Annotated in this window: 20 protein-coding genes; 4 read left to right on the plus strand and 16 right to left on the minus strand. The window is 63.6% G+C overall.

Annotated elements, in window-relative coordinates; genetic code table 11:
• Positions 1–120: 120 nt before the first annotated feature.
• The 7 genes from dxs to NKI96_RS05925 form a co-directional block, all read right to left on the minus strand.
• Positions 121–2,034, minus strand: a complete 1,914-nt coding sequence (gene dxs, locus NKI96_RS05895; protein WP_352803279.1) for a 1-deoxy-D-xylulose-5-phosphate synthase — start codon at positions 2,032–2,034, stop codon at positions 121–123.
• Between the two features lie 100 nt (positions 2,035–2,134).
• Complete coding sequence (locus NKI96_RS05900; RefSeq protein WP_023685413.1) at positions 2,135–3,055, minus strand: pirin family protein; 921 nt, start codon at positions 3,053–3,055, stop codon at positions 2,135–2,137.
• 10 nt (positions 3,056–3,065) lie between these two features.
• Complete coding sequence (locus NKI96_RS05905; RefSeq protein WP_023668432.1) at positions 3,066–3,332, minus strand: DUF2277 domain-containing protein; 267 nt, start codon at positions 3,330–3,332, stop codon at positions 3,066–3,068.
• A gap of 38 nt (positions 3,333–3,370) precedes the next feature.
• Positions 3,371–3,622 (minus strand): exodeoxyribonuclease VII small subunit, encoded by a 252-nt coding sequence (locus NKI96_RS05910; protein ID WP_023668433.1) that lies wholly within the window; start codon positions 3,620–3,622, stop codon positions 3,371–3,373.
• 3 nt (positions 3,623–3,625) lie between these two features.
• Positions 3,626–4,552, minus strand: coding sequence for a histone deacetylase family protein (locus NKI96_RS05915; protein ID WP_023830289.1), 927 nt, complete (start codon positions 4,550–4,552; stop codon positions 3,626–3,628).
• A gap of 71 nt (positions 4,553–4,623) precedes the next feature.
• The gene (locus NKI96_RS05920; RefSeq protein ID WP_352803283.1) at positions 4,624–5,607 is read right to left on the minus strand and encodes a hypothetical protein; all 984 of its coding nucleotides are present in this window, start codon (positions 5,605–5,607) and stop codon (positions 4,624–4,626) included.
• A gap of 93 nt (positions 5,608–5,700) precedes the next feature.
• Positions 5,701–6,309 (minus strand): TetR/AcrR family transcriptional regulator, encoded by a 609-nt coding sequence (locus NKI96_RS05925; protein ID WP_352803286.1) that lies wholly within the window; start codon positions 6,307–6,309, stop codon positions 5,701–5,703.
• Between the two features lie 118 nt (positions 6,310–6,427).
• On the opposite strand from NKI96_RS05925, the gene NKI96_RS05930 reads away from it, so the two are divergent.
• Positions 6,428–7,651 (plus strand): MFS transporter, encoded by a 1,224-nt coding sequence (locus tag NKI96_RS05930; protein WP_352803289.1) that lies wholly within the window; start codon positions 6,428–6,430, stop codon positions 7,649–7,651.
• 324 nt (positions 7,652–7,975) lie between these two features.
• Here NKI96_RS05930 and ribB read toward each other — a convergent pair whose 3' ends face one another.
• Positions 7,976–9,076 carry a 3,4-dihydroxy-2-butanone-4-phosphate synthase gene (gene ribB / locus NKI96_RS05935; protein ID WP_023668438.1) on the minus strand — a complete coding sequence of 367 codons (1,101 nt, stop codon included), beginning with the start codon at positions 9,074–9,076 and terminating at the stop codon, positions 7,976–7,978.
• 74 nt (positions 9,077–9,150) lie between these two features.
• A complete protein-coding gene (gene aroC, locus NKI96_RS05940) occupies positions 9,151–10,266 on the minus strand; it encodes a chorismate synthase (protein ID WP_352803292.1) in 1,116 nt (371 codons plus the stop codon).
• A 183-nt stretch (positions 10,267–10,449) separates the two neighbouring features.
• On the opposite strand from aroC, the gene NKI96_RS05945 reads away from it, so the two are divergent.
• A complete protein-coding gene (locus NKI96_RS05945; RefSeq protein WP_023685405.1) occupies positions 10,450–10,704 on the plus strand; it encodes a DUF1344 domain-containing protein in 255 nt (84 codons plus the stop codon).
• 84 nt (positions 10,705–10,788) lie between these two features.
• Here the strand turns inward: NKI96_RS05945 and NKI96_RS05950 are convergent, their stop codons facing one another.
• The 3 genes from NKI96_RS05950 to mddA all read right to left on the minus strand — a co-directional run bounded on the left by NKI96_RS05950 (position 10,789) and on the right by mddA (position 13,203).
• Positions 10,789–11,376, minus strand: coding sequence for a histidine phosphatase family protein (locus NKI96_RS05950; protein ID WP_023709880.1), 588 nt, complete (start codon positions 11,374–11,376; stop codon positions 10,789–10,791).
• 46 nt (positions 11,377–11,422) lie between these two features.
• Complete coding sequence (gene fabI / locus NKI96_RS05955) at positions 11,423–12,244, minus strand: enoyl-ACP reductase FabI (RefSeq protein WP_352803295.1); 822 nt, start codon at positions 12,242–12,244, stop codon at positions 11,423–11,425.
• A 224-nt stretch (positions 12,245–12,468) separates the two neighbouring features.
• Positions 12,469–13,203 carry a methanethiol S-methyltransferase gene (gene mddA, locus NKI96_RS05960; RefSeq protein WP_352803298.1) on the minus strand — a complete coding sequence of 245 codons (735 nt, stop codon included), beginning with the start codon at positions 13,201–13,203 and terminating at the stop codon, positions 12,469–12,471.
• Positions 13,204–13,390: 187 nt separating this feature from the next.
• Here mddA and NKI96_RS05965 point away from each other — a divergent pair, with 187 nt between their 5' ends.
• Entirely contained in the window at positions 13,391–14,026 is a 636-nt protein-coding gene (locus NKI96_RS05965; RefSeq protein ID WP_023685402.1) for a TetR/AcrR family transcriptional regulator, read from the plus strand.
• 19 nt (positions 14,027–14,045) lie between these two features.
• Here NKI96_RS05965 and NKI96_RS05970 read toward each other — a convergent pair whose 3' ends face one another.
• Both NKI96_RS05970 and NKI96_RS05975 read right to left on the minus strand, forming a co-directional pair.
• Entirely contained in the window at positions 14,046–14,975 is a 930-nt protein-coding gene (locus tag NKI96_RS05970; protein ID WP_023692090.1) for a DnaJ C-terminal domain-containing protein, read from the minus strand.
• A gap of 125 nt (positions 14,976–15,100) precedes the next feature.
• Entirely contained in the window at positions 15,101–15,562 is a 462-nt protein-coding gene (locus tag NKI96_RS05975) for an RT0821/Lpp0805 family surface protein (protein ID WP_023731327.1), read from the minus strand.
• Positions 15,563–15,590: 28 nt separating this feature from the next.
• Between NKI96_RS05975 and pdxH the strand changes: the two genes are divergently transcribed.
• The gene (pdxH, locus tag NKI96_RS05980; RefSeq protein WP_081725434.1) at positions 15,591–16,220 is read left to right on the plus strand and encodes a pyridoxamine 5'-phosphate oxidase; all 630 of its coding nucleotides are present in this window, start codon (positions 15,591–15,593) and stop codon (positions 16,218–16,220) included.
• Positions 16,221–16,228: 8 nt separating this feature from the next.
• Here the strand turns inward: pdxH and NKI96_RS05985 are convergent, their stop codons facing one another.
• Both NKI96_RS05985 and NKI96_RS05990 read right to left on the minus strand, forming a co-directional pair.
• Positions 16,229–16,981, minus strand: a complete 753-nt coding sequence (locus NKI96_RS05985; RefSeq protein ID WP_352803301.1) for a crotonase/enoyl-CoA hydratase family protein — start codon at positions 16,979–16,981, stop codon at positions 16,229–16,231.
• Between the two features lie 31 nt (positions 16,982–17,012).
• Positions 17,013–18,782, minus strand: coding sequence for an acyl-CoA dehydrogenase family protein (locus NKI96_RS05990; protein WP_352803303.1), 1,770 nt, complete (start codon positions 18,780–18,782; stop codon positions 17,013–17,015).
• Between the last annotated feature and the right edge of the window lie 366 nt (positions 18,783–19,148).

Here is a 19,148-nt window from a genome sequence, read left to right on the forward strand (position 1 = left end):
AGTTCTAGCAGGGCGGCGTTGAAAAACGGCCAAAAGAGACGGTAAGCGAAACGCCAAAGAGAAGCGTTAACAAAGTGTCAGGCTTGCACAGGCAACTGCTTCAGCTGCGTGAGGTTTGATTCAGGCGCGCTGCGCGCGCGCGGAATGGCCGAGCGCGACGAACACGGTGCGCACGATGCCGGCCGCGTCGAGCCCGGCATCGGCATACATTTTTTCCGGCTTGGCGTGGTCGGCGAACTCGTCCGGCAGCACCAGCGGCCGAACTTTCAGACCGCTTTCCAGCAAGCCTTCATGGGCGAGGAACTGCAGCACGTGGCTGGCGAAACCGCCGACAGCCCCCTCTTCCACCGTAACCAGCACTTCGTGCGAGCGGGCGAGACGGCGGATCAAATCCTCGTCCAGCGGCTTGGCGAAACGGGCGTCCGCAACCGTCGTCGAAAGCCCTGCCGCGCCGAGTTCCTCGGCCGCCAGCAGACAGTCCTGCAGTCTTGTGCCAAAGGACAGAAGCGCCACCTTGGTGCCTTCCCTGACGATGCGGCCCTTGCCAATTTCGAGCACCGAGCCGCGCTCCGGCATGTCGACGCCGACGCCATTGCCGCGCGGATAGCGGAAGGCGATCGGGCCTTCGTCATAATAGGCGGCGGTGCGCACCATGTGGCGAAGCTCCGCCTCGTCGGCGGCCGCCATCACCACGAAGCCCGGCAGCGTCGCCAGGAAGGTGGTGTCGAAGGCGCCGCAATGAGTGGCGCCGTCGGCGCCGACGAAACCGGCGCGGTCGATCGGGAAACGCACCGGCAGTTTCTGGATCGCCACATCATGGACGACCTGATCGTAGGCGCGCTGCAGGAAGGTCGAATAGATGGCGGCGAAGGGCTTGTAGCCCTCGCTGGCGAGGCCGGCGGCGAAGGTCACGGCATGTTGCTCGGCAATGCCGACATCGAAGGTCCGGCTCGGAAACGCTTCGCCGAACAAATCGAGGCCGGTGCCGTTCGGCATGGCGGCGGTGACGGCGACGATACGTTCGTCCAGGCGGGCTTCCTGGACCAGGCTTTCGGCAAACACCTTGGTGTAGGCCGGCGCATTGGCCGGGGCCTTGGTCTGCGCGCCGGTGATGACGTCGAACTTGTTCACGCCATGATATTTGTCGGCCGCAGCCTCGGCCGGCGCGTAGCCCTTGCCCTTCTGGGTCACGACATGGATCAGCACCGGACCGTCGGCATGGTCGCGGACGTTCTTCAGCACCGGGATCAGATGCTCGAGATTGTGGCCGTCGATCGGGCCGATATGGTAGAAGCCAAGCTCCTCGAACAGCGTGCCGCCGGTGACGTAGCCGCGCGCATGCTCGACCGCCCGCTTGATGGCGCGATCGGCACGCTTGCCGAGATAGGAGGTCAGTTTCTTGCCGAAGTCGCGCAGGCCAAGATAGGTCTTGCCAGAGGCAAGCCGCGCCAGATAGGCGCTCATGGCGCCGGTCGGCGGCGCGATCGACATGTCGTTGTCGTTGAGAATGACGATCAGGCGAGCATCGAGCGCGCCGGCATTGTTCATGGCTTCATAGGCCATGCCGGCAGACATGGCGCCGTCGCCAATGACGGCAATGACATTGTTGTGGCCGCCGGAGAGGTCGCGCGCCATGGCCATGCCGAGGCCAGCGGAAATGGAGGTCGAGGAGTGCGCGGCGCCGAACGGGTCGTATTCGCTCTCGGCGCGACGGGTGAAGCCGGACAGGCCGCCCTCCTGGCGCAGCGTGCGGATGCGGTCGCGGCGGCCGGTCAGGATCTTGTGTGGATAGGCCTGGTGGCCGACATCCCAGATCACGCGGTCTTCCGGCGTGTTGAAGACATAGTGCAGCGCCACCGTCAGTTCGACGACACCGAGGCCAGCGCCGAGATGCCCGCCCGTATGCGAGACGGCATCGATCAGCTCGGCGCGCAGCTCCGAGGCCAGCTGCGGCAGCTCGCTTTCGTCAAGCTTCTTCAGGTCGGCTGGAATGCGGACCTTGTCGAGAAGCGGCGTATGCAGCGTTGCGTTCACTGTTAAGGGCCTGCTCAGCTATGATGCGCGTCGATCATGGCGAAATATGCCTGCGTCGCCCGAATGTAAATGCGTGTCAGTGACGCGGGTGATGCTGACGTTAATTGTCCGGTAACGGAATGAACTCTTCCTCATCTCCAGGAACGATATCGAAGCGGCCCGTCTTCCATTCCTGCTTGGCCTGTTCGATGCGTTCCTTCGACGACGAGACGAAGTTCCACCAGATGTGGCGCGGAGAGCCGAGCGAAGCGCCGCCGAAGAGCATGAAATGGGCGCCGCGCTCGGACGACACGACGATCTCGTCGCCAGGCCGGAACACCAGCAGCCGTTCGGCCGGAAAACGGTCGCCCGAGATTGAGACATCGCCGTCCAGCGTGTAGATGGCGCGTTCCTCGGCGTCGGCGGGAATTTTGACGCTGGCGCCGGGCGCCAGCCTCAGATCGGCGTAGAGCGTCTCGGTGTCGGCTCTTACCGGCGAGCGCAGTCCCTGGAAATCGCCGATCACCACGCGGCCGGAAACACCTTCGGCGTCGATCTCGGGCAGAAGGAGCGCGGCCGTGTTCTCGAACACCGGCGCCACTTCCTCCTTGCCGTCGGGCAAAGCCAGCCATGTCTGCAGGCCGGAGACCGACATTGGCGCGCCGCGCAGTTCTTCGGGCGTGCGCTCGGAATGGACGATACCGCGGCCGGCGGTCATCAAATTCACGTCGCCCGGCTGGATGACCATCTCGGTGCCGAGCGAATCGCGGTGCCTGATATTGCCGTCGAACAGATAGGTGACGGTGGAAAGCCCGATATGCGGGTGCGGGCGCACATCCATCGCCTGGCCGGCGCGCAAGATCGCCGGCCCCATGCGGTCGAAGAAGATGAAGGGACCGACCAGCCGCCGCTTTGCCGTCGGCAGAGCGCGGCGAACCTGGAAGCCGCCAATATCCTTGGCGTTTGGAATGACCATGAGCTCGATCTGGTCGCTGGCGAAGGCATCGCCAGGCTCAGGGTCCTTGCCGGGGAAGAAACTCATCTGGATGTCCTCAGGCGAAGCGGAGCGCCGATTTGGCTTTTGCCTTGGCCGCCACCTCTTCGCGATTGCGCGGATGATGCGTGGTTTCCAGCGAATGCAGCAATTCATGCGCCGATTCGGCGATCGCCTCGACGGCACGATCGAAGGCCGCCTGGTTGCGCTGCGAGGGCCGCGTCGTTCCGCTCAGTTTGCGCACGAATTGAAGCGCGGCGTCGCGGATCTCGTCATGGGTCGCCGGCGGCTCGAAATTGAACAGGGTCTTGATGTTTCTGCACATGCTTGAACTCCTATCTGCTTTATGCCCGCCCCATTCCACTACTCCGCGTCGAGCGGCTCCGTTCCCACCGGTTTGCCATCACGCGACAGCCTGATCTTCTCGACCTTGTCTTCGGCCGCCTTCAGCAGCCGGTCGCAATGGGCCTTCAGCGCCTCGCCGCGCTCATAGATCTTGATCGACTGGTCGAGCGGCACGTCGCCGCGTTCCAGATCATCGACAATCTTTTCCAGCGCGTCGAGTGCCTGCTCGAAGCTCATCGCCTTGACGTCTTCGTTTGCTTCGCCAGCCATACTTTATCCCTTCATCAGCCGCCCGACATGGGCAGCGACCGAAAATGCCAATCCCTGCAGATCGTAGCCGCCCTCGAGCAGGCTGACGAGCCGGTTGCCGCTGTGGCGCCCGGCGCGTTCCAGCAACTGGCCGGTCGCCCAGTCGAAATCGTCCTCGCTGAGGTTGATCTCGGCCAACGGATCGCGATGGTGAGCGTCGAAGCCTGCGGAAATGATGATCAGATCGGGCGCGAAATTGTCGAGTGCCGGCAGGACGCGCGACAGCAAGGCATCGCGAAACATGTCCGAGCCGGTCTGCGGCGCCAGCGGCGCGTTGACGATGTTGCCGGCGCCGGTTTCGTTTTTAGCCCCGGTGCCGGGATAGAGCGGCATCTGGTGCGTCGAACAATAGAGCACCGAGGGATCGTCCCAGAAAATGTCCTGCGTGCCGTTGCCGTGATGCACGTCCCAGTCGACGATGGCGACACGCTCGGCGCCGTGTTTCTTCTGCGCATAGCGGGCCGCGATTGCGGCGGTGTTGAACAGGCAAAAGCCCATCGCCGTGGTCTTTTCGGCATGATGGCCTGGCGGACGTGAGGCGACGAAGGCATTGGCGACGCGGCCCTCGAAAACGTCGTCGACAGCGGCGTTGGCGGCACCGATGGCGGTCACCACCGCCTGCCAGCTTTTCGGGCTGGCGCTGGTGTCGGCGTCGATCGAGGCGATGCCGCTCTCAGGGATCGCGGCGCGGACGCGGGCGACGAAATCCTCGGGGTGGGCGTAGAGAATGGTGGCCTCGTCGCCTTGCGGCGCCGTTACCCGATCGAGTGCGGTGAAGGCCTCGTCGTCGAGCACGCGCTCGATAGCGCGCAAGCGGTCCGGCCGCTCCGGATGACCGGGGGGCGTCAGATGTTCGAGGAAGATCGGATGGGTGTAGAGCCTGGTGACCATGACCCGATATAGGCGCGCCCGGCCGCTTTGACCATGGTTTGACGCCGCACCGCCCCGACGTTCAACAGGGATTACACCCCGGGCGCCGGCTGCGTCCAGCGCGAGCCGCCGAAGGAGGCCAGCGCCTTATCCCTGAGTTCCCTGAACTTGGACGACCCCTCGGCCAGCCGCTGGTCCCATTCGGCGTTCGGCACCTGGCCTTCGATGGTCTTGAAATAGACCTGCATCAGGCAGGCTATGGCGAAGGGTTCGATGAAGGCCGCCTTGAAGGCCCAGGCAAGGAGGACGGCGAGCACGAAGGCCCAGCCGCCGAGCTGCCCCGGAATGAACCACATGATGGCGGCGGCCGGCGCCAGCATCAAAAGGAAGATGACGAAGGACACACCCCACATGATGACCGCCAGCCAGATGGCGTTCTTGACCATGGTCTTGCCGTTCTGGGCGTAGAGCACGACGCCTTGCCGGGCTGTCTCGAAGGGCGATGATGAATTGATGCGGATATTGTAGCCGAGGATGATCTCGTCGACATAGGTCAGCGACAGGCGGATCACCGTATTGATGAAAGCGACCAGGCCGCCGAGGCCCGGAATGGGCAGGAAGGCGGCGATGCCGCCGATCAGGCCGGTGATGGCGCGGATGGCGCCCTTGACCAGCTGGTCGAGCACGAAAAGGATGTTGGCCTCGGCGAAACGTTCCTTCACCACATCCTTGGCGTAGGCGATCTGGTCCTGGCCATTGGGAATCTCGCGGCCGTCGATCAGATGCACCATGACGGCGATATGGCCGGCCTTGACGACATAGAGGATGTCTTCGCGGATCCAGTACAGCGCGATCGAAACGGCGCCGATGCCGACGATGCCGCCCCAGAGCGCAAAGGAAAGCGGCCCGTCGGGATCGGTGGAGACATGGCCGACGCCATAGCCGACGGAGGCGCCGCTGCCGGTCGCCACGATATAGGCGAGCGTGATGCCGAAATAGACGATCATGCGAAAGACGATGAATGGCCATGTCCTGATCATGATGGACACCGACCTGCCGATTTCGAAATCCCACATGCGCCCGAATCTCCCCTCAGAGATGGACGGCGAGGATGAACCCGGGCCGGGAATTGTCAATCTCGGCAATGCCGGGGATCGGCTGGCGAGATTTCAGACCGGCTGCGAGTCCTGCTTTTTAAGCAAGCCTTCAAGCAACTGCTGGAAGGCCGCCACCACGGTCTTCGACGTGGCTTCGGGGTCGTTCGAATTGGCGATGCGCTGTGCCGCCTGGCTGCTGGCGCCGTTGATTAGTCTTGCGGCGGTTTCCGGGTCGACGCCGGGGACGACCACCCCCTCCTGCTGCAGCCTGGTCAGATGATCGGTCATTGAACCGACGCAGGCATTGGCATTGGGCCATTGCGCCGGATCGCCGAGCACAGCCGGACCGTCGCGAAACATGATGCGCTGGATTTCCGGCTCCAGCGCCATCTCGATATAGGTCGTGCATTCGTCGACGAAACGCTGCCAGCGGCTTGGCGCCCGCGACGCAATCTCATGGATGCGGACGGCCATCTCGCCATCGATTTCGGCGATGACAGCCTGCAGCAGGCCCTTCTTGTCGCCGAAATGATGGTAGAGCGCGCCGCGGGTCAGCCCGGCCGAGGCGGTGAAGTCGTCCATCGACGCCTCGGCATAGCCGATTGTGCCGAAAGCGTGGCGGGCCGCCGTGATCAGCTTGGCGCGCGTTTCGGCAATCATCTCCTTGCGGGGTCTGTGCATGGTTCTGGCCTTATTCACATACGCTTCGTATGCCAATTGACATACGCGGCGTATCGACTACCTATATTCATACGGACCGTATGTAATTGTCGAATTGGCCTTTGTCGAGGAACCAGCCATGCAAAACCCATACTCGGAAATCTTTCGTGCCCCTGGAGCCAAGGGGTTTGCCGCCGCGGGTTTCCTCGCGCGGCTGCCGATCGCCATGGCGCCGATCGGCATCGTGGCCATGCTGTCGCAGACACGTGGCGAATACTGGCTGGCGGGAGCTGTCTCGGCGACGTTCGCGCTGAGCAACGCTTTCGTGGCGCCGCATATATCACGGCTGGTCGATCGCCTCGGCCAGACGCGGATCGTGATTCCGACCACCATCCTCACCGTGCTCGCCTTCGCGGTGCTGATTGCCGCAGCCAATCAGGACTGGCCGGTGTGGACGCTGTTTGTGTCGGCACTGGCGGCCGCCGCCATGCCCAGCATGCCGGCGATGGTGCGCGCGCGCTGGACCGAGATTTTTCGCGGCCGGCCGCAGATGAACACCGCATTCGCCTTCGAATCGGCGGCGGACGAACTCGTCTACATTGCAGGCGCATCGCTGTCGGTGGGCTTGAGTGCCGCTCTGTTCCCGGAAGCCGGTGTCCTGGTCAGCACGCTATTCCTCGCCCTTGGCTCGGCAGCCTTCATCCTGCAGCGTTCGACCGAACCACAAGTGCGGCCGGTGAATCATGTCTCGAGCGGCTCGGCAATCCGGCTCAGGCCGGTGCAGATCATCACCTTCGCCCTGATCTTCGTCGGCGCCACCTTCGCGACGACGGAAGTGAGCACGGTGGCGATCACCAAGGAACTCGGCCAGCCGGGCGCCGCCAGCCTCGTCATCGGCGTCTATGCGCTGGGATCGTTCGTGCTCGGCCTCGTCGTCGGTGCGCTCAACCTGAAAGCGCCGCTGCAGCGCCAGTTGGCCCTCGCGGTCGCCCTCGTTGCGCTCGGCACGCTGCTGCCGCTCACCGCCGACACGGTGCCGCTGCTGGCGCTGACCGCTTTCATCAGCGGCGTGGCGATCTCGCCAACCTTCATCACCGCCTTCGGCCTGATCGAACGCCACGTGCCGGAAGCGATGCTGACCGAAGGCATCACCTGGGTGATGACAGGCATCGGCATCGGCATGGCGCTCGGTTCGTTTGCCGCCGGTGCGGTGGTGGATGAATTCGGCGCCCGCAACGGGTTCTGGGTCTCGGTGGCGGCCGGCGTCATCGCATTGGTGACGGTGTTGCTGGGCCAGCGCAGCCTGGCCACCCACACATGCGAGCTGGACGGATGCGACGCGGCCGCCGTTCCCGCGGAGTAAGGACGCGGCCTGACGTTGGCTTTGGAGACCACCGCAAACGTTCGGAATTAGGTGAGGCCTCTGGCGTCGTCATCCAAGGGCGAAGCGGGAGCGAAGCGGACGCGCAGACCCGAGGAGCCATTCCGTTACCGTAGGGTGCAGCGGAGCAGAATTCTGCACCGTTGCAACGCGTCGAAGTCGCGGCATGGATCCTATGGTCTGCGCCGCGTCGCTTCGCTCCTTGCTTCGCCATAGGATGACGAACGCGTGGAGGCTTCAGCAAATCGCAGAAGCAGGCGACCTGCCCGCGTAATTTTTTCGGCAGCGTCGCTCTTGCGCGACGAACTAGATAATCTCGGTCTTGGCGATATGTATGCCAAAGCCTTCAAGCCCGACATAGTGGCGCTCGCGCGAGGCGATCAGGTTGATCGAGGAAATGCCGAGGTCCTTCAGGATCTGGGCGCCGAGGCCGATTTCTCGCCACTCGTTCTCACGGCGGCGGGCCTCTTCGTGGTCCTCACGGTCGGCACTCATCGGCCGGTTGCGCTCCTGATGGGCGACGCCGACCGAACCCTCCCGGAGATAGACGATAACGCCGCGCTTGCGTTCGCCCATCGCCTTCATGATGGCGTCGAGCCGGTGGCTGGTGCCGAACACGTCGGTTACCACATCCTCCGAATGCAGCCGAACCGGCACATCCTCGCCGTCGCGGATGTCGCCGAAAACGACTGCGACATGGTGCATGGAATCCCAAGGCAGCGTGTAGGTAAAGACCTGTGCCTTGCCGCCGAGTGTGTCGATTTCGGAGCAGGCGACGCGTTCGACCAGCGTTTCCTTGCGCTGCCGATAGGCGATGAGGTCGGCGACCGAAACCTGCTTGAGGCCATGTTCCTCGGCAAAGCTCGCCACCTGCGGGCCGCGCTTGACGGTGCCGTCGTCATTGACCAGCTCCGAGATCACGCCAACCGGCGGCAGGCCGGCAAGTTTGCACAAATCGACCGCGGCTTCGGTATGGCCCGAACGCATCAGCACGCCGCCTTCCCTCGCGATCAGTGGAAAAATGTGGCCGGGCCGAACGAAATCCGAACCGCCGACATTGCCGTTGGCCAGGTTGCGCACGGTCAGCGTGCGGTCCTCGGCCGAAATGCCGGTGGTGGTGCCATGCTTGAAATCGACGCTGACGGTAAAGGCCGTGGTGTGGGCGGAATCATTGTCGGCGACCATCGGCTGCAGATTGAGCCGCTTGGCCTCCTCGCGCGGCATCGGCGTGCAGACGATGCCGGAGGTGTGACGGATGATGAAGGCCATTTTCTCCGGGCTGCAATGCACGGCGGCAACGATCAGGTCGCCCTCGTTCTCACGCCCGTCATCGTCCATGACGACGACGATCTCGCCGCGTTCGAAGGCGCGGATGGCTTCGACGATTTTCTTCTGATCGTATGGCATTGGCTCGCTTCGCTCGCAGGGAATAGGGGTTGGGCAGTAGGAGTTAGGGAAGGAAGGACGGGCTGGCCTATTGCCTAATCCCTACTGCCTAATCCCCGGCCTGTCTGTCCCCGGTGCCGCAGATAATGGTCGGCGATGGCGCAGGCAACCATGGCTTCGCCGATCGGCACGGCGCGGATGCCGACGCAGGGGTCGTGGCGGCCCTTGGTCATGACGTCGACGTCGTTGCCGTCCTTGTCGATGGATTTTCGCGGCGTCAGGATCGACGAGGTCGGCTTGACGGCGAAGCGGGCGACGATCGCCTGGCCGGTCGAGATGCCGCCCAGAATGCCGCCGGCATTGTTGGACAGGAAGACCGGCTTGCCGTCATTGCCGATGCGCATCTCGTCGGCATTCTGTTCGCCGGTAATGCGGGCGGCTTCAAAACCGTTGCCGATCTCGACGCCCTTGACGGCGTTGATCGACATCAGGCCGGACGCGATGTCCTGGTCGAGCTTGGCATAGATCGGCGCGCCAAGTCCGGCGGGCACGCCGTCGGCGACGATCTCGATCACCGCGCCGACCGAGGAGCCGGATTTGCGGATGCCGTCGAGGTATTGCGTGAAGACGGGAACGGACGCCGGATCGGGGGTGAAGAACGGGTTTTCGGCGTCACCGATGAAATTCCAGTTCCAGTTGGCGCGGTCGATGGATTTCTCGCCCATCGAGACCAGCGCGCCGCGCACCACCATGCCGGGCACCACCTTGCGCGCCAAGGCGCCGGCGGCTACGCGCGCGGCCGTCTCGCGGGCCGAGGAACGACCGCCGCCGCGATGGTCGCGCAGGCCGTATTTGACGTCATAGGTGTAGTCCGCATGGCCGGGGCGGTACTGGCGGGCGATCTCGCCATAGTCCTTGGAGCGCTGGTCGACATTCTCGATCAGCATCGAGACGGGCGTGCCGGTGGTGATCATCGTCTCGCCGTCCTCGTCGAGGATGAAGCCGGACAGCACGTTCACCTCGTCCGGTTCGCGGCGCTGGGTCACAAAACGCGACTGGCCGGGACGGCGCTTGTCGAGTTCGGCCTGTATCTCTTGCCGCGTGAAGCGGATGCCGGGCGGGCAGCCATCGACCACGCAGCCGAGCGACGGGCCATGGCTTTCGCCCCAGGTGGTGACGCGGAAGAGATGGCCGAACGTGTTGTGAGACATGAATTTTAGCCCTGCCCGGCAGCGGACCGGATCAAAGGTGCGTTCTATTGGCGTTTTCCACAGCGGTCAAACTGTGATCCGGCGGTTTTAGTTTTGACACATTCGGTTGGTTTCTGCTCTCTTCCATCCGCCCGTTGAAAGCTCGCCGCCATCCGTGCAGGCGCAATGACAAAGAGGACGACGATGCGTACCCTGATTGGCGCTGCTGCCGCCATGTTGCTGATTTCCACCGCCGCCTATGCCGGCCAGACCGAAGGCCTGATCAAGAAGGTCGACAAGGACGCGCTGACGCTGACGCTGGAGGACGGCAAGTCCTTCAAGCTCAACGCCGAGACCGATCTCGATTCGCTGAAACCGGGCATGGATATCGTCATTGCCTATGACGTGACGAATGGCGAGAACGTCGTCACCGACATGGAACTGCCCGACACCGAGTAACACCGACATCGCACAGGCCCTTGCCGCTCGGCGGAGCCCTGCCCGGATAAACAGGACGGTCGTTCTGTTTTTATCTGCTCGAACCTAAAGCCAATCCAGACGCCCGTCCTGCAGCCTGAGCACCCGGTCCTGCCGCACTTCCAGGTTTGCCGCTTCGTGTTCGGAAACACCCTTGACCATCCGAAACAGGGTCCGCACGACGCCACCATGCGTGACGCAGACCGTCTGGCGGTCGAGCGCGTCGAACCACGGCTTCACCCGTTCGAGCAGCATCTGGTAGCTTTCGGCGCCCTCGCCCGGCGGCTGGAAATTCCATTTGTTGCGCCGTCGCGCCTTCGCCGAGCCCGGCATTCGCGTATCGAGTTCGGCATAGGTAAAGCCCTGCCAGTCGCCAAAGTGCACCTCGACCAGACGCGGGTCGGTGCGGTAGGCATCGGGATCGAGTTGCATCGCCAAGCGGAGCCGCTGCATCGTCTCGCGCGTCCGCTTCATCGGGCTGGCGACAAAGTCGAAATCCTCAGGGTTCTGGATCAGCTCGGCCAGCCGCCGCCCATTGCGGGTCGCCTGCTCGCGGCCGAGTGCGTTGAGATCGGTGTCGGCCTGGCCCTGCAGCCGCGACTCGGCATTCCACTGCGTCTGGCCATGGCGCACGATGTAGACGAGCGGAACCATCAGGTCTTCCGGAAATCAGGACAGGCGGGCGGAAACCGCGGCAGAACTATTCCTTGACGGTCGAAATATCCGGCGCGTCGACCGCCTTCATGCCGACGACGTGATAGCCGGAATCGACATGGTGCACCTCGCCGGTGACACCACGCGACAGGTCCGACAGGAAATAGACGGCGGAATCGCCGACTTCTTCCTGGGTGACGGTCTGCTTCAGCGGCGAATTGTATTCGTTCCACTTGAGGATGTAGCGGAAGTCGCCGATGCCCGAAGCAGCCAAGGTCTTGATCGGCCCGGCCGAGATGGCGTTGACGCGGATCTTCTTGCCGCCGAGGTCGACGGCGAGATAGCGCACGCTGGCTTCGAGCGCGGCCTTGGCGACACCCATGACGTTGTAATGCGGCATGACCTTTTCGGCGCCGTAATAGGTCAGCGTCAGCAGCGAGCCGCCATCGGTCATCAACGCTTCGGCGCGCTTGGCGATGGTGGTGAAGGAATAGACTGAAATGTCCATGGTGCGCAGGAAATTGTCGCGCGTCGTCTCGACATAGCGTCCGGTCAGCTCGTCCTTGTCGGAAAAAGCGATGGCATGGACGAGGAAGTCGAGCTTGCCGCCCCAATGCCTGGCGACACTGGCAAACACCTCGTCGAGGCTCGCCGGATCAGTGACATCGCAATGACCGGCGACAAAGGCGCCCAATTCCGCAGCCAGCGGCTCGACGCGCTTCTTGAACGCCTCGCCCTGATAGGTCAGCGCGATCTCGGCGCCATGGTCGACGCAGGCCTTGGCGATGCCGTAGGCAATCGATCTGTTGTTGGCGACGCCCAGTATAAGGCCGCGCTTGCCGGCCATAAGGCCCTGTCCACCCGCCATGTCAGCGCTCTCCGAAAGATTTTCTGCTTTGGAGTGCCTATCGCACAGGCAGAAAGGCGCATCAAGCGCAGACGGGGCGCGCGTTCAATTCAGACACTCGGCGTGACAACGAATGGGGGATAATAACGTTGTTGTGAGATTTGAACGCCTCATTGCGGCCAGCGCGCCTTGATGGCCCAGGCCCGGCCGACCCGCCGAATCGGCTGGTCGGCAACGCATCGGCCCTATCCAGCCATTTTGCGCCAGGGAATGAGCATTCCCACCTGCTTGCGGTAGAGGCGGTACTGATCGCCAAACATCGCGACGAGATCGCGTTCCTCGAGGAAGATGCCGAGCAGGATGTAGCCGGTGCTGCCCGCCGCGAACAGAAGATGGCCCCATGTCATCGACGGCGTCGCCCAGAAGGCCAGGAGAAAGCCGACATAAAGCGGGTGCCGGACCCATTTGTAGAACAGCGGCGTCCTGAACACGGGCGGCGCCGGTTCGCTCTTGCGCAAAGCGGCGAGAACCTGGCGCAAGCCGAACAGTTCGAAATGGTTGATCAGAAAGGTGCTGGTCAACAATACCGCCCAGCCGAGCCAGAACACGCCATGGATGACGGCGACCCAGACCGGGTTCTCGACCGTCCAGACGAGACCGGGGATCGGCCGCCATTGCCAGTAGAGCAGCAGCAGGATGAGGCTGGCCAAAAGCACATAGGTGCTGCGTTCGGCCGCGTGCGGGACAATCCGTGTCCACCAGCGCTTGAAAACCGGCCGCGCCATGATGCTGTGCTGGGCGGCGAAAAGGCCGAGCAGCAGCGCATTGACGATGACGGCTTCGACCGGACTTCCAGCGACTCCGGAATCGATGGATTTCGGCACGACCAGGTTGCCGACGAAACCGACCGCATAGAGAAACGAACCGAGAAAAATCAGGTATGCGGCAACGCCGTAGATAAGGGTGATTACGTCCGCCATGACTGCCCCTCCATGCAAGCATCAGGAATCGGTCGGTCGACCGAATTCAGCGTCAAAAACCACAAATTTTCTGACGAGTCAACTTGATCGGTCGATCGACCGAGATAGAGTGGAGGGACGTCCAGCCCCCGACAGGAGAAGCTATGATCCGCCCAGATTGCACCGCTAACAGCGGCAGCCACACCGCATGACGGACGCTGCCCAAGCCGTTACCCCACCGCAGAACAAGCAAAAGCGCGACACGCGCGCCGAACTGATTTCAGCCGCCGAGTTGTGCCTCCATCGAGGCGGCTACGCCGATCTGTCGACGCGCCGCGTTGCCGAGATCGCCGGCGTTCCGCTCAGCCAGATCCATTACCATTTCGGCTCCAAGGAACGGCTGTTCCTGGCCCTGCTCGACCATCTGAACGAGGGCCTGCTGAAACGCCAGGCGGAGACTTTTGCGGCACCGATGCCGCTGTGGCAGCGCTGGGAGCGCGCTTGCGATTTCCTCGACGATGATCTGGCGTCCGGCTATGTCCGGATCCTGCACGAGATGATCGCGGCAAGCCTGTCGAGCCCCGAAATCGCCAAGGCGGTGCGCCGCGACCTGCGCGGCTGGTTCGAACTGCTGGACGGACTGGCGCAAGAGGCGGAGCGGCGGTTCGGCGGCCTCGGGCCATTCTCTGCCGCCGAAGTGACCAGCCTGGTCAGCGCCGCCTTCCTCGGCAGCGAGACGATGATCCTGCTGGAGATCGAGAGCCCGCATGTCCCGGTGCGGCAGGCGCTGCGCCGCTTCGGCGAAACCATCCGGCGGATGGAGGAAGTGGCGCCCGGCAGTTAGCCAGCGAAGTCGAGCCGCGTCAGCCTTTGCGGCTGCGCATCAGCGCTTCGAGTTCGCTGTCGCCGCCTTCCGGCAGCATGATGCGGACATGGGCGTAGAGATCGCCATGGCCGCCGGCCTTTTCCGGCAAGCCCCTGCCCTTCAGGCGCAGCACCTTATCGGAACTCGACCAGGCCGGAATGTTGACCGCCAGCCTGCCGGTCGGCGTGTCGACCGGCACCTTGGCGCCCAGCACCGCGTCGGCCAACGCTACCTCCAGATCGGCATGCAAGTCACGGCCCTCGATGCGGTAGCGCGGGTGCCTGCGGATACGGATCTTGACCAGCGCATCGCCCGGCTGTCCCGGCCCCTGCTCGCCCTGGCCCTTCAGCCGGATGGTCTGGCCATCCTCGACATAGACCGGCAGCTTGACCGCGATCTTGCGGCCGTCGGGGAACATCGCCGTCACCTTTTCGGCGGTCGCTATCTCCTCGATGGTGACGTCGAGCGTGACGTTGAGATCGGCGGCGGTCGCCTGCTGGCGGCGGTCGCCTGTTCCGGCGCCACGCGCGCCTGAAAAGGCGTCGCCGAAAATCTGGCTGAAGATATCGCTGTTGCCGTCGAACGGATCGCCGCCCGGACGCCCGGATCGGAATTCGAAGCGCGAGCCGCCGGCGCCCTGCTGGCGGCGGAAGCCACCGAACGGATCACCGCCGCCGGCTGCGCCCTCGAAGCCCTGGAATTTCGGCTTGCCGTCGGCGTCGATCTCGCCGCGGTCGAAGGCCGCACGGTTCTTCTCGTCGCCGACGACCTCATAGGCCTGGTTCGCGGCGGCAAACCGGTCCTTGGCCTTGGGATCATTCGGATTCTGGTCCGGATGATACTTCTTGGCGAGCTTGCGGTAGGCCGATTTTATGTCCTTGGCCGATGCGTTCTTGGCAACGCCCAGCACCTCATAGGGGTCGCGCATGCGTCCTGCCCTGGAAAATGAGTTAAATCCACGTTGGCCCTTATATGCGCTCCCATAGGAAGAAATTCCAGTGGCGCACAGGCTTATCGAGGGTTGAAATTGCAGCGCCCGCAAACCTCGAAAAATCAGAGCGGTTTGAAGTCCTGCATGTGCCAGCCGCCGGCCGCGACGATGCACAATTGCCCCTTGAACAAAGCGACGCCGTCGAAGCTTTCGCGCGAGGCGGTAAAGCTGCGGCAGTCTTGGCCGTTGTCCTGCACTTCGGCGAGTTCGGTGATGGAGCCGCGCGAGCCGGTGTCGGCATTCGCCCACGGCACGGCCTGGCCGCGAAGCTCCTCGATGTCGGCCGAAGACACCGCATTGCCGATCGTGGTCTGGTCGGAAGCGCTGTCGGCGTCCGTCGATGTCACCCTCGCCGGCGCGCTTGAGGTGACGATGGAACGATCGACCTCGGCCTTTTCCAGGCTGAAGCCGCCGGCGCCGCAGGCGGCAAGCGGCAGGGCGATAATCACGATCACGGCTTTCGAACTGGCCGAAGCGATAACGCTCCATTGCCCGCTGTCAAAAGCTTGCGCGATACGCGACAATCGGCAACCTCCTGAAGCTCGAGACAATTTGAGAAAAACTATGAGTGACACTGAGTTAACAAGTAGTGACTTTACCGAAGCCGCCGAGCCGTTCCGGCTCTTTGCTGAGTGGCTGGAGGACGCCAAGAAAAGCGAAATCAACGACGCCAACGGCGTAGCACTTGCAACCGTCGATGCCGACGGCATGCCGGATGTGCGGATGGTGCTGCTCAAGGGTTTCGATGAAAGCGGCTTTGTCTTCTACACGAATTTCGAGAGCGCCAAGGGCCGCGAGATTCTTGGCAGCATGAAGGCGGCGATGTGCTTCCACTGGAAATCGCTGCGCCGCCAGGTGCGCATACGCGGTCCGGTGGAGATCGTCAGCGACGCTGAAGCCGACGCCTATTACGCGACGCGGCCGCGCGGCAGCCGCATCGGCGCATGGGCTTCGAAACAGTCGCGGCCGCTGGAAAGCCGCTTTGCCCTGGAGAAGGCGGTGGCCGAATACACGGCGCGCTACCCTATCGGCGAAATCCCGCGGCCAAAGCACTGGTCGGGCTTCCGCATCGTGCCGCAGGCAATCGAGTTCTGGCACGACCGGCCATTCCGGCTGCACGATCGGCTGGTCTTTTCGCGCAACGCCGAAGGCGGCTGGGACAAGACACGGCTTTATCCCTGAGGATAAGTTCAGGCCTTCTTCCTAGTCATAAACGCGGTCAACGCGGCGCGCGCTTCGTCGGACTTCAGCCGCTCGGAGAAATGCTCGCTCTCCACCTTGATGCGGGCGACAAGCTCGTCGCGCGGGGCGCGCATCAGGTCACGCGCAATCTTCAGCGCCTGCGGCGGCTTGGCGGCGATCGCGCCGGCTGCTGCGAGTACCGTAGCTTCTAGCCCGTCCTCCTCGACCACCTCATAGATCAGGCCGGCGGCCTTGGCGCGCTCGGCGGAAAAACCTTCGCCGAGGCCAAGCAGCGCGAAGGCGCCCTGCCTGCCGAGGATGAGCGGGGCCAGCAGGCTGGAGCCCGCCTCCGGCACCAGGCCGAGGTCGACGAAGGGCGTGCGGAAGACGGTGCGCGGCGTGGCGAAAGTCAGGTCGCAATGCAAATTGAGCGTGGTGCCGATGCCGACCGCAATGCCGTCGACGCCAGACACCATCGGCTTCTCGGTTTTGGCCAGCGCCATCAGGAAGTCCCAGACCTCGTTGCCGCCCTCACCGCCGGTGGCGATGACCTGGAAATCGGCGAGATCGTTGCCGGAAGAGAAGGCGCCTGAAACACCGAGGAAGACATGGACGCGAACCGCCGGGTCGGCATCGCCCTCGGCCAGCGCCTTGGACATTGTCGCGTACATGGCGCGCGTCAGTGCGTTCTTCTTGTCGGGACGGTTCATCCGGATAATCTGGATGGCGCCCTGGCGCTCGACGAGGATATGGTCTGTCACGGTCATTCTTCCCTGGTGAGCGCTCTGGTGTTCAGGCCGATATCAGCGCCTTGCCGGCGGCGGCGAGGCTCTCGGCGCCATCGATGACGCGTTCCTTCAAGGCGCTGACTTCGCCGAGCAGGTTTTCGGCGAAGAAGCGGCAAAGGGCGATGCGGTTCTGCTGGACAAGTCCGGCGCGCGCCAGATAGGCGCCGCCGGCAGCAAGCGAGATCAGCCTGAGATAGGGGGTCGCACCGGCCTGCGCTTCGTCCAGACGGCCGTCGGCCAGCAGCTTCTGCAGGAAGCGCGTCGCCTCGATGAGATCGTCGAACGCCCGGTCGAGGGTTTCAGCGGTGCGGCCGAAGCCCTGCAGGTTCGAGGTCCGCACTTCGTCGGCGACCGCCTTCAGTTCCGTGATGTAGCCATGCACATGCTCGCCGCCGGCAAGCGGCAGTTTGCGCACCACCAGGTCGATCGCCTGGATACCGTTGGTGCCCTCATAGATCGGCGCTATGCGGGCATCGCGATAGAGCGCGGCCGCGCCCGTCTCCTCGATGAAGCCCATGCCGCCGTGGACCTGGACGCCGAGCGATGCGACATCGACGCCGATATCGGTGGAAAAGGCCTTGGCCAGCGGCGTCAGCAGATTGGCGCGATCGCGCCAATGCGCGGCCTCCTCGCCTGCCGACACACGCGCAAAGTCGATGGCGTAGGCGCAGGAATACGAGATGGCGCGGGCGATCTGGGTCAAAGCCTTCATGGTCAGGAGATTGCGCTGCACGTCGGGGTGATGGACGATCGGCGCCATCCCGGCGCCTGAAAAGTCCGATGCCTTGCCCTGGCGGCGCTCATTGGCATAGGCGATCGCCTTCTGCGTCGCGGCTTCGGCCACTGCCACGCCCTGCATGCCGACGCAAAGCCTCGCGTTGTTCATCATGGTGAACATGCAGGCGAGCCCCTTGTTCTCCTCGCCGATCAGCCAACCGATGGCGCCGGGCGCAGCACCCTGGAACCCGTCGCCATAGATCATGGTGCAAGTCGGCGAGGCATGGATGCCGAGCTTGTGCTCGAGGCCGGAACAGAAGACGTCGTTGCGGGCGCCGAGCGAGCCGTCATCATTGACCAGGAATTTCGGCACCAAAAACAGCGAGATGCCGCGCGTGCCGGCCGGTGCGTCGGGCAGCCGCGCCAACACCAGATGGATGATGTTGTCGGTGAAATCATGCTCGCCATAGGTGATGAAGATCTTCTGGCCGAAGATGCGGTAGGTGCCGTCGCCGGCAGGCTCGGCGCGACTGCGCAAGGCGGCGAGATCGGAACCGGCCTGCGGCTCGGTCAGGTTCATCGTCCCCATCCACTCGCCGGAGACGAGCTTTGCCAGATACTTTGCCTTCAGCGCTTCGGAGGCATGCTTGTCCAGCGCCTCGACGGCGCCCATGGTCAGCGTCGGGCCGATGCCGAAGGCCATGGCGGCGGAGTTCCACATCTCGAGCGCGGCAACGCCGAGCATGGTCGGCAGGCCCTGGCCACCAAATTCTTCCGGTCCCGACAGCGCGTTCCAGCCGCCGTCGATCCAGCTGCGGTAAAGCGCCTTCCAACCGGGCGGCATGGTCACGGCTGCATCCTTCAGCATCGCGCCGTGTTCGTCGCCGATCTTGTAGAGCGGCGCCACCTCCTCGCTGGCGAAGCGGCCGGCCTCGGCCAGGATGGCGTCGACAAGGTCTTCGCCGAGGTCCCCGAACGCGCCGCTGTCGAGTGCCGGCTTGAGCCCGGCGACATGCTTGAGCGTGAACGAAATGTCGTCGACCGGGGCCTTGTACATGCCGCTTCTCCTCCGCTGCTCCGACCGCTCGATCCTAGGACCCGGGCCGATGCAAAACCATCCGCCTCTGGGCGGCCTCCGGCGTTCTTTTTACGTAAACGTCAAATTTTGTCACGCGGATTTTGTAGCGAACTCCGTCGTCCACGGGTGGAGCGGGAGCGTAGCGGACGCCGAGTACCATGTCGCGACCTCGCGCCAGGGGCGCAACGGTGCAGAATTCTGCGCCGTGGCAACGCTTCGAAGTCGCGGAATGGATTCTATGGTCTGCGCCGCGTCGCTTCGCTCCTTGCTTCGCCATAGAATGACGAAATCGCGAGAGCGATCAGGACTCCTGCCCGAAAGCACTTCCTTAACCATACCGGTCCA

Origin of the sequence: Mesorhizobium sp. M0292 (genome assembly GCF_040321695.1) — a bacterium.
GTDB lineage: Bacteria > Pseudomonadota > Alphaproteobacteria > Rhizobiales > Rhizobiaceae > Mesorhizobium.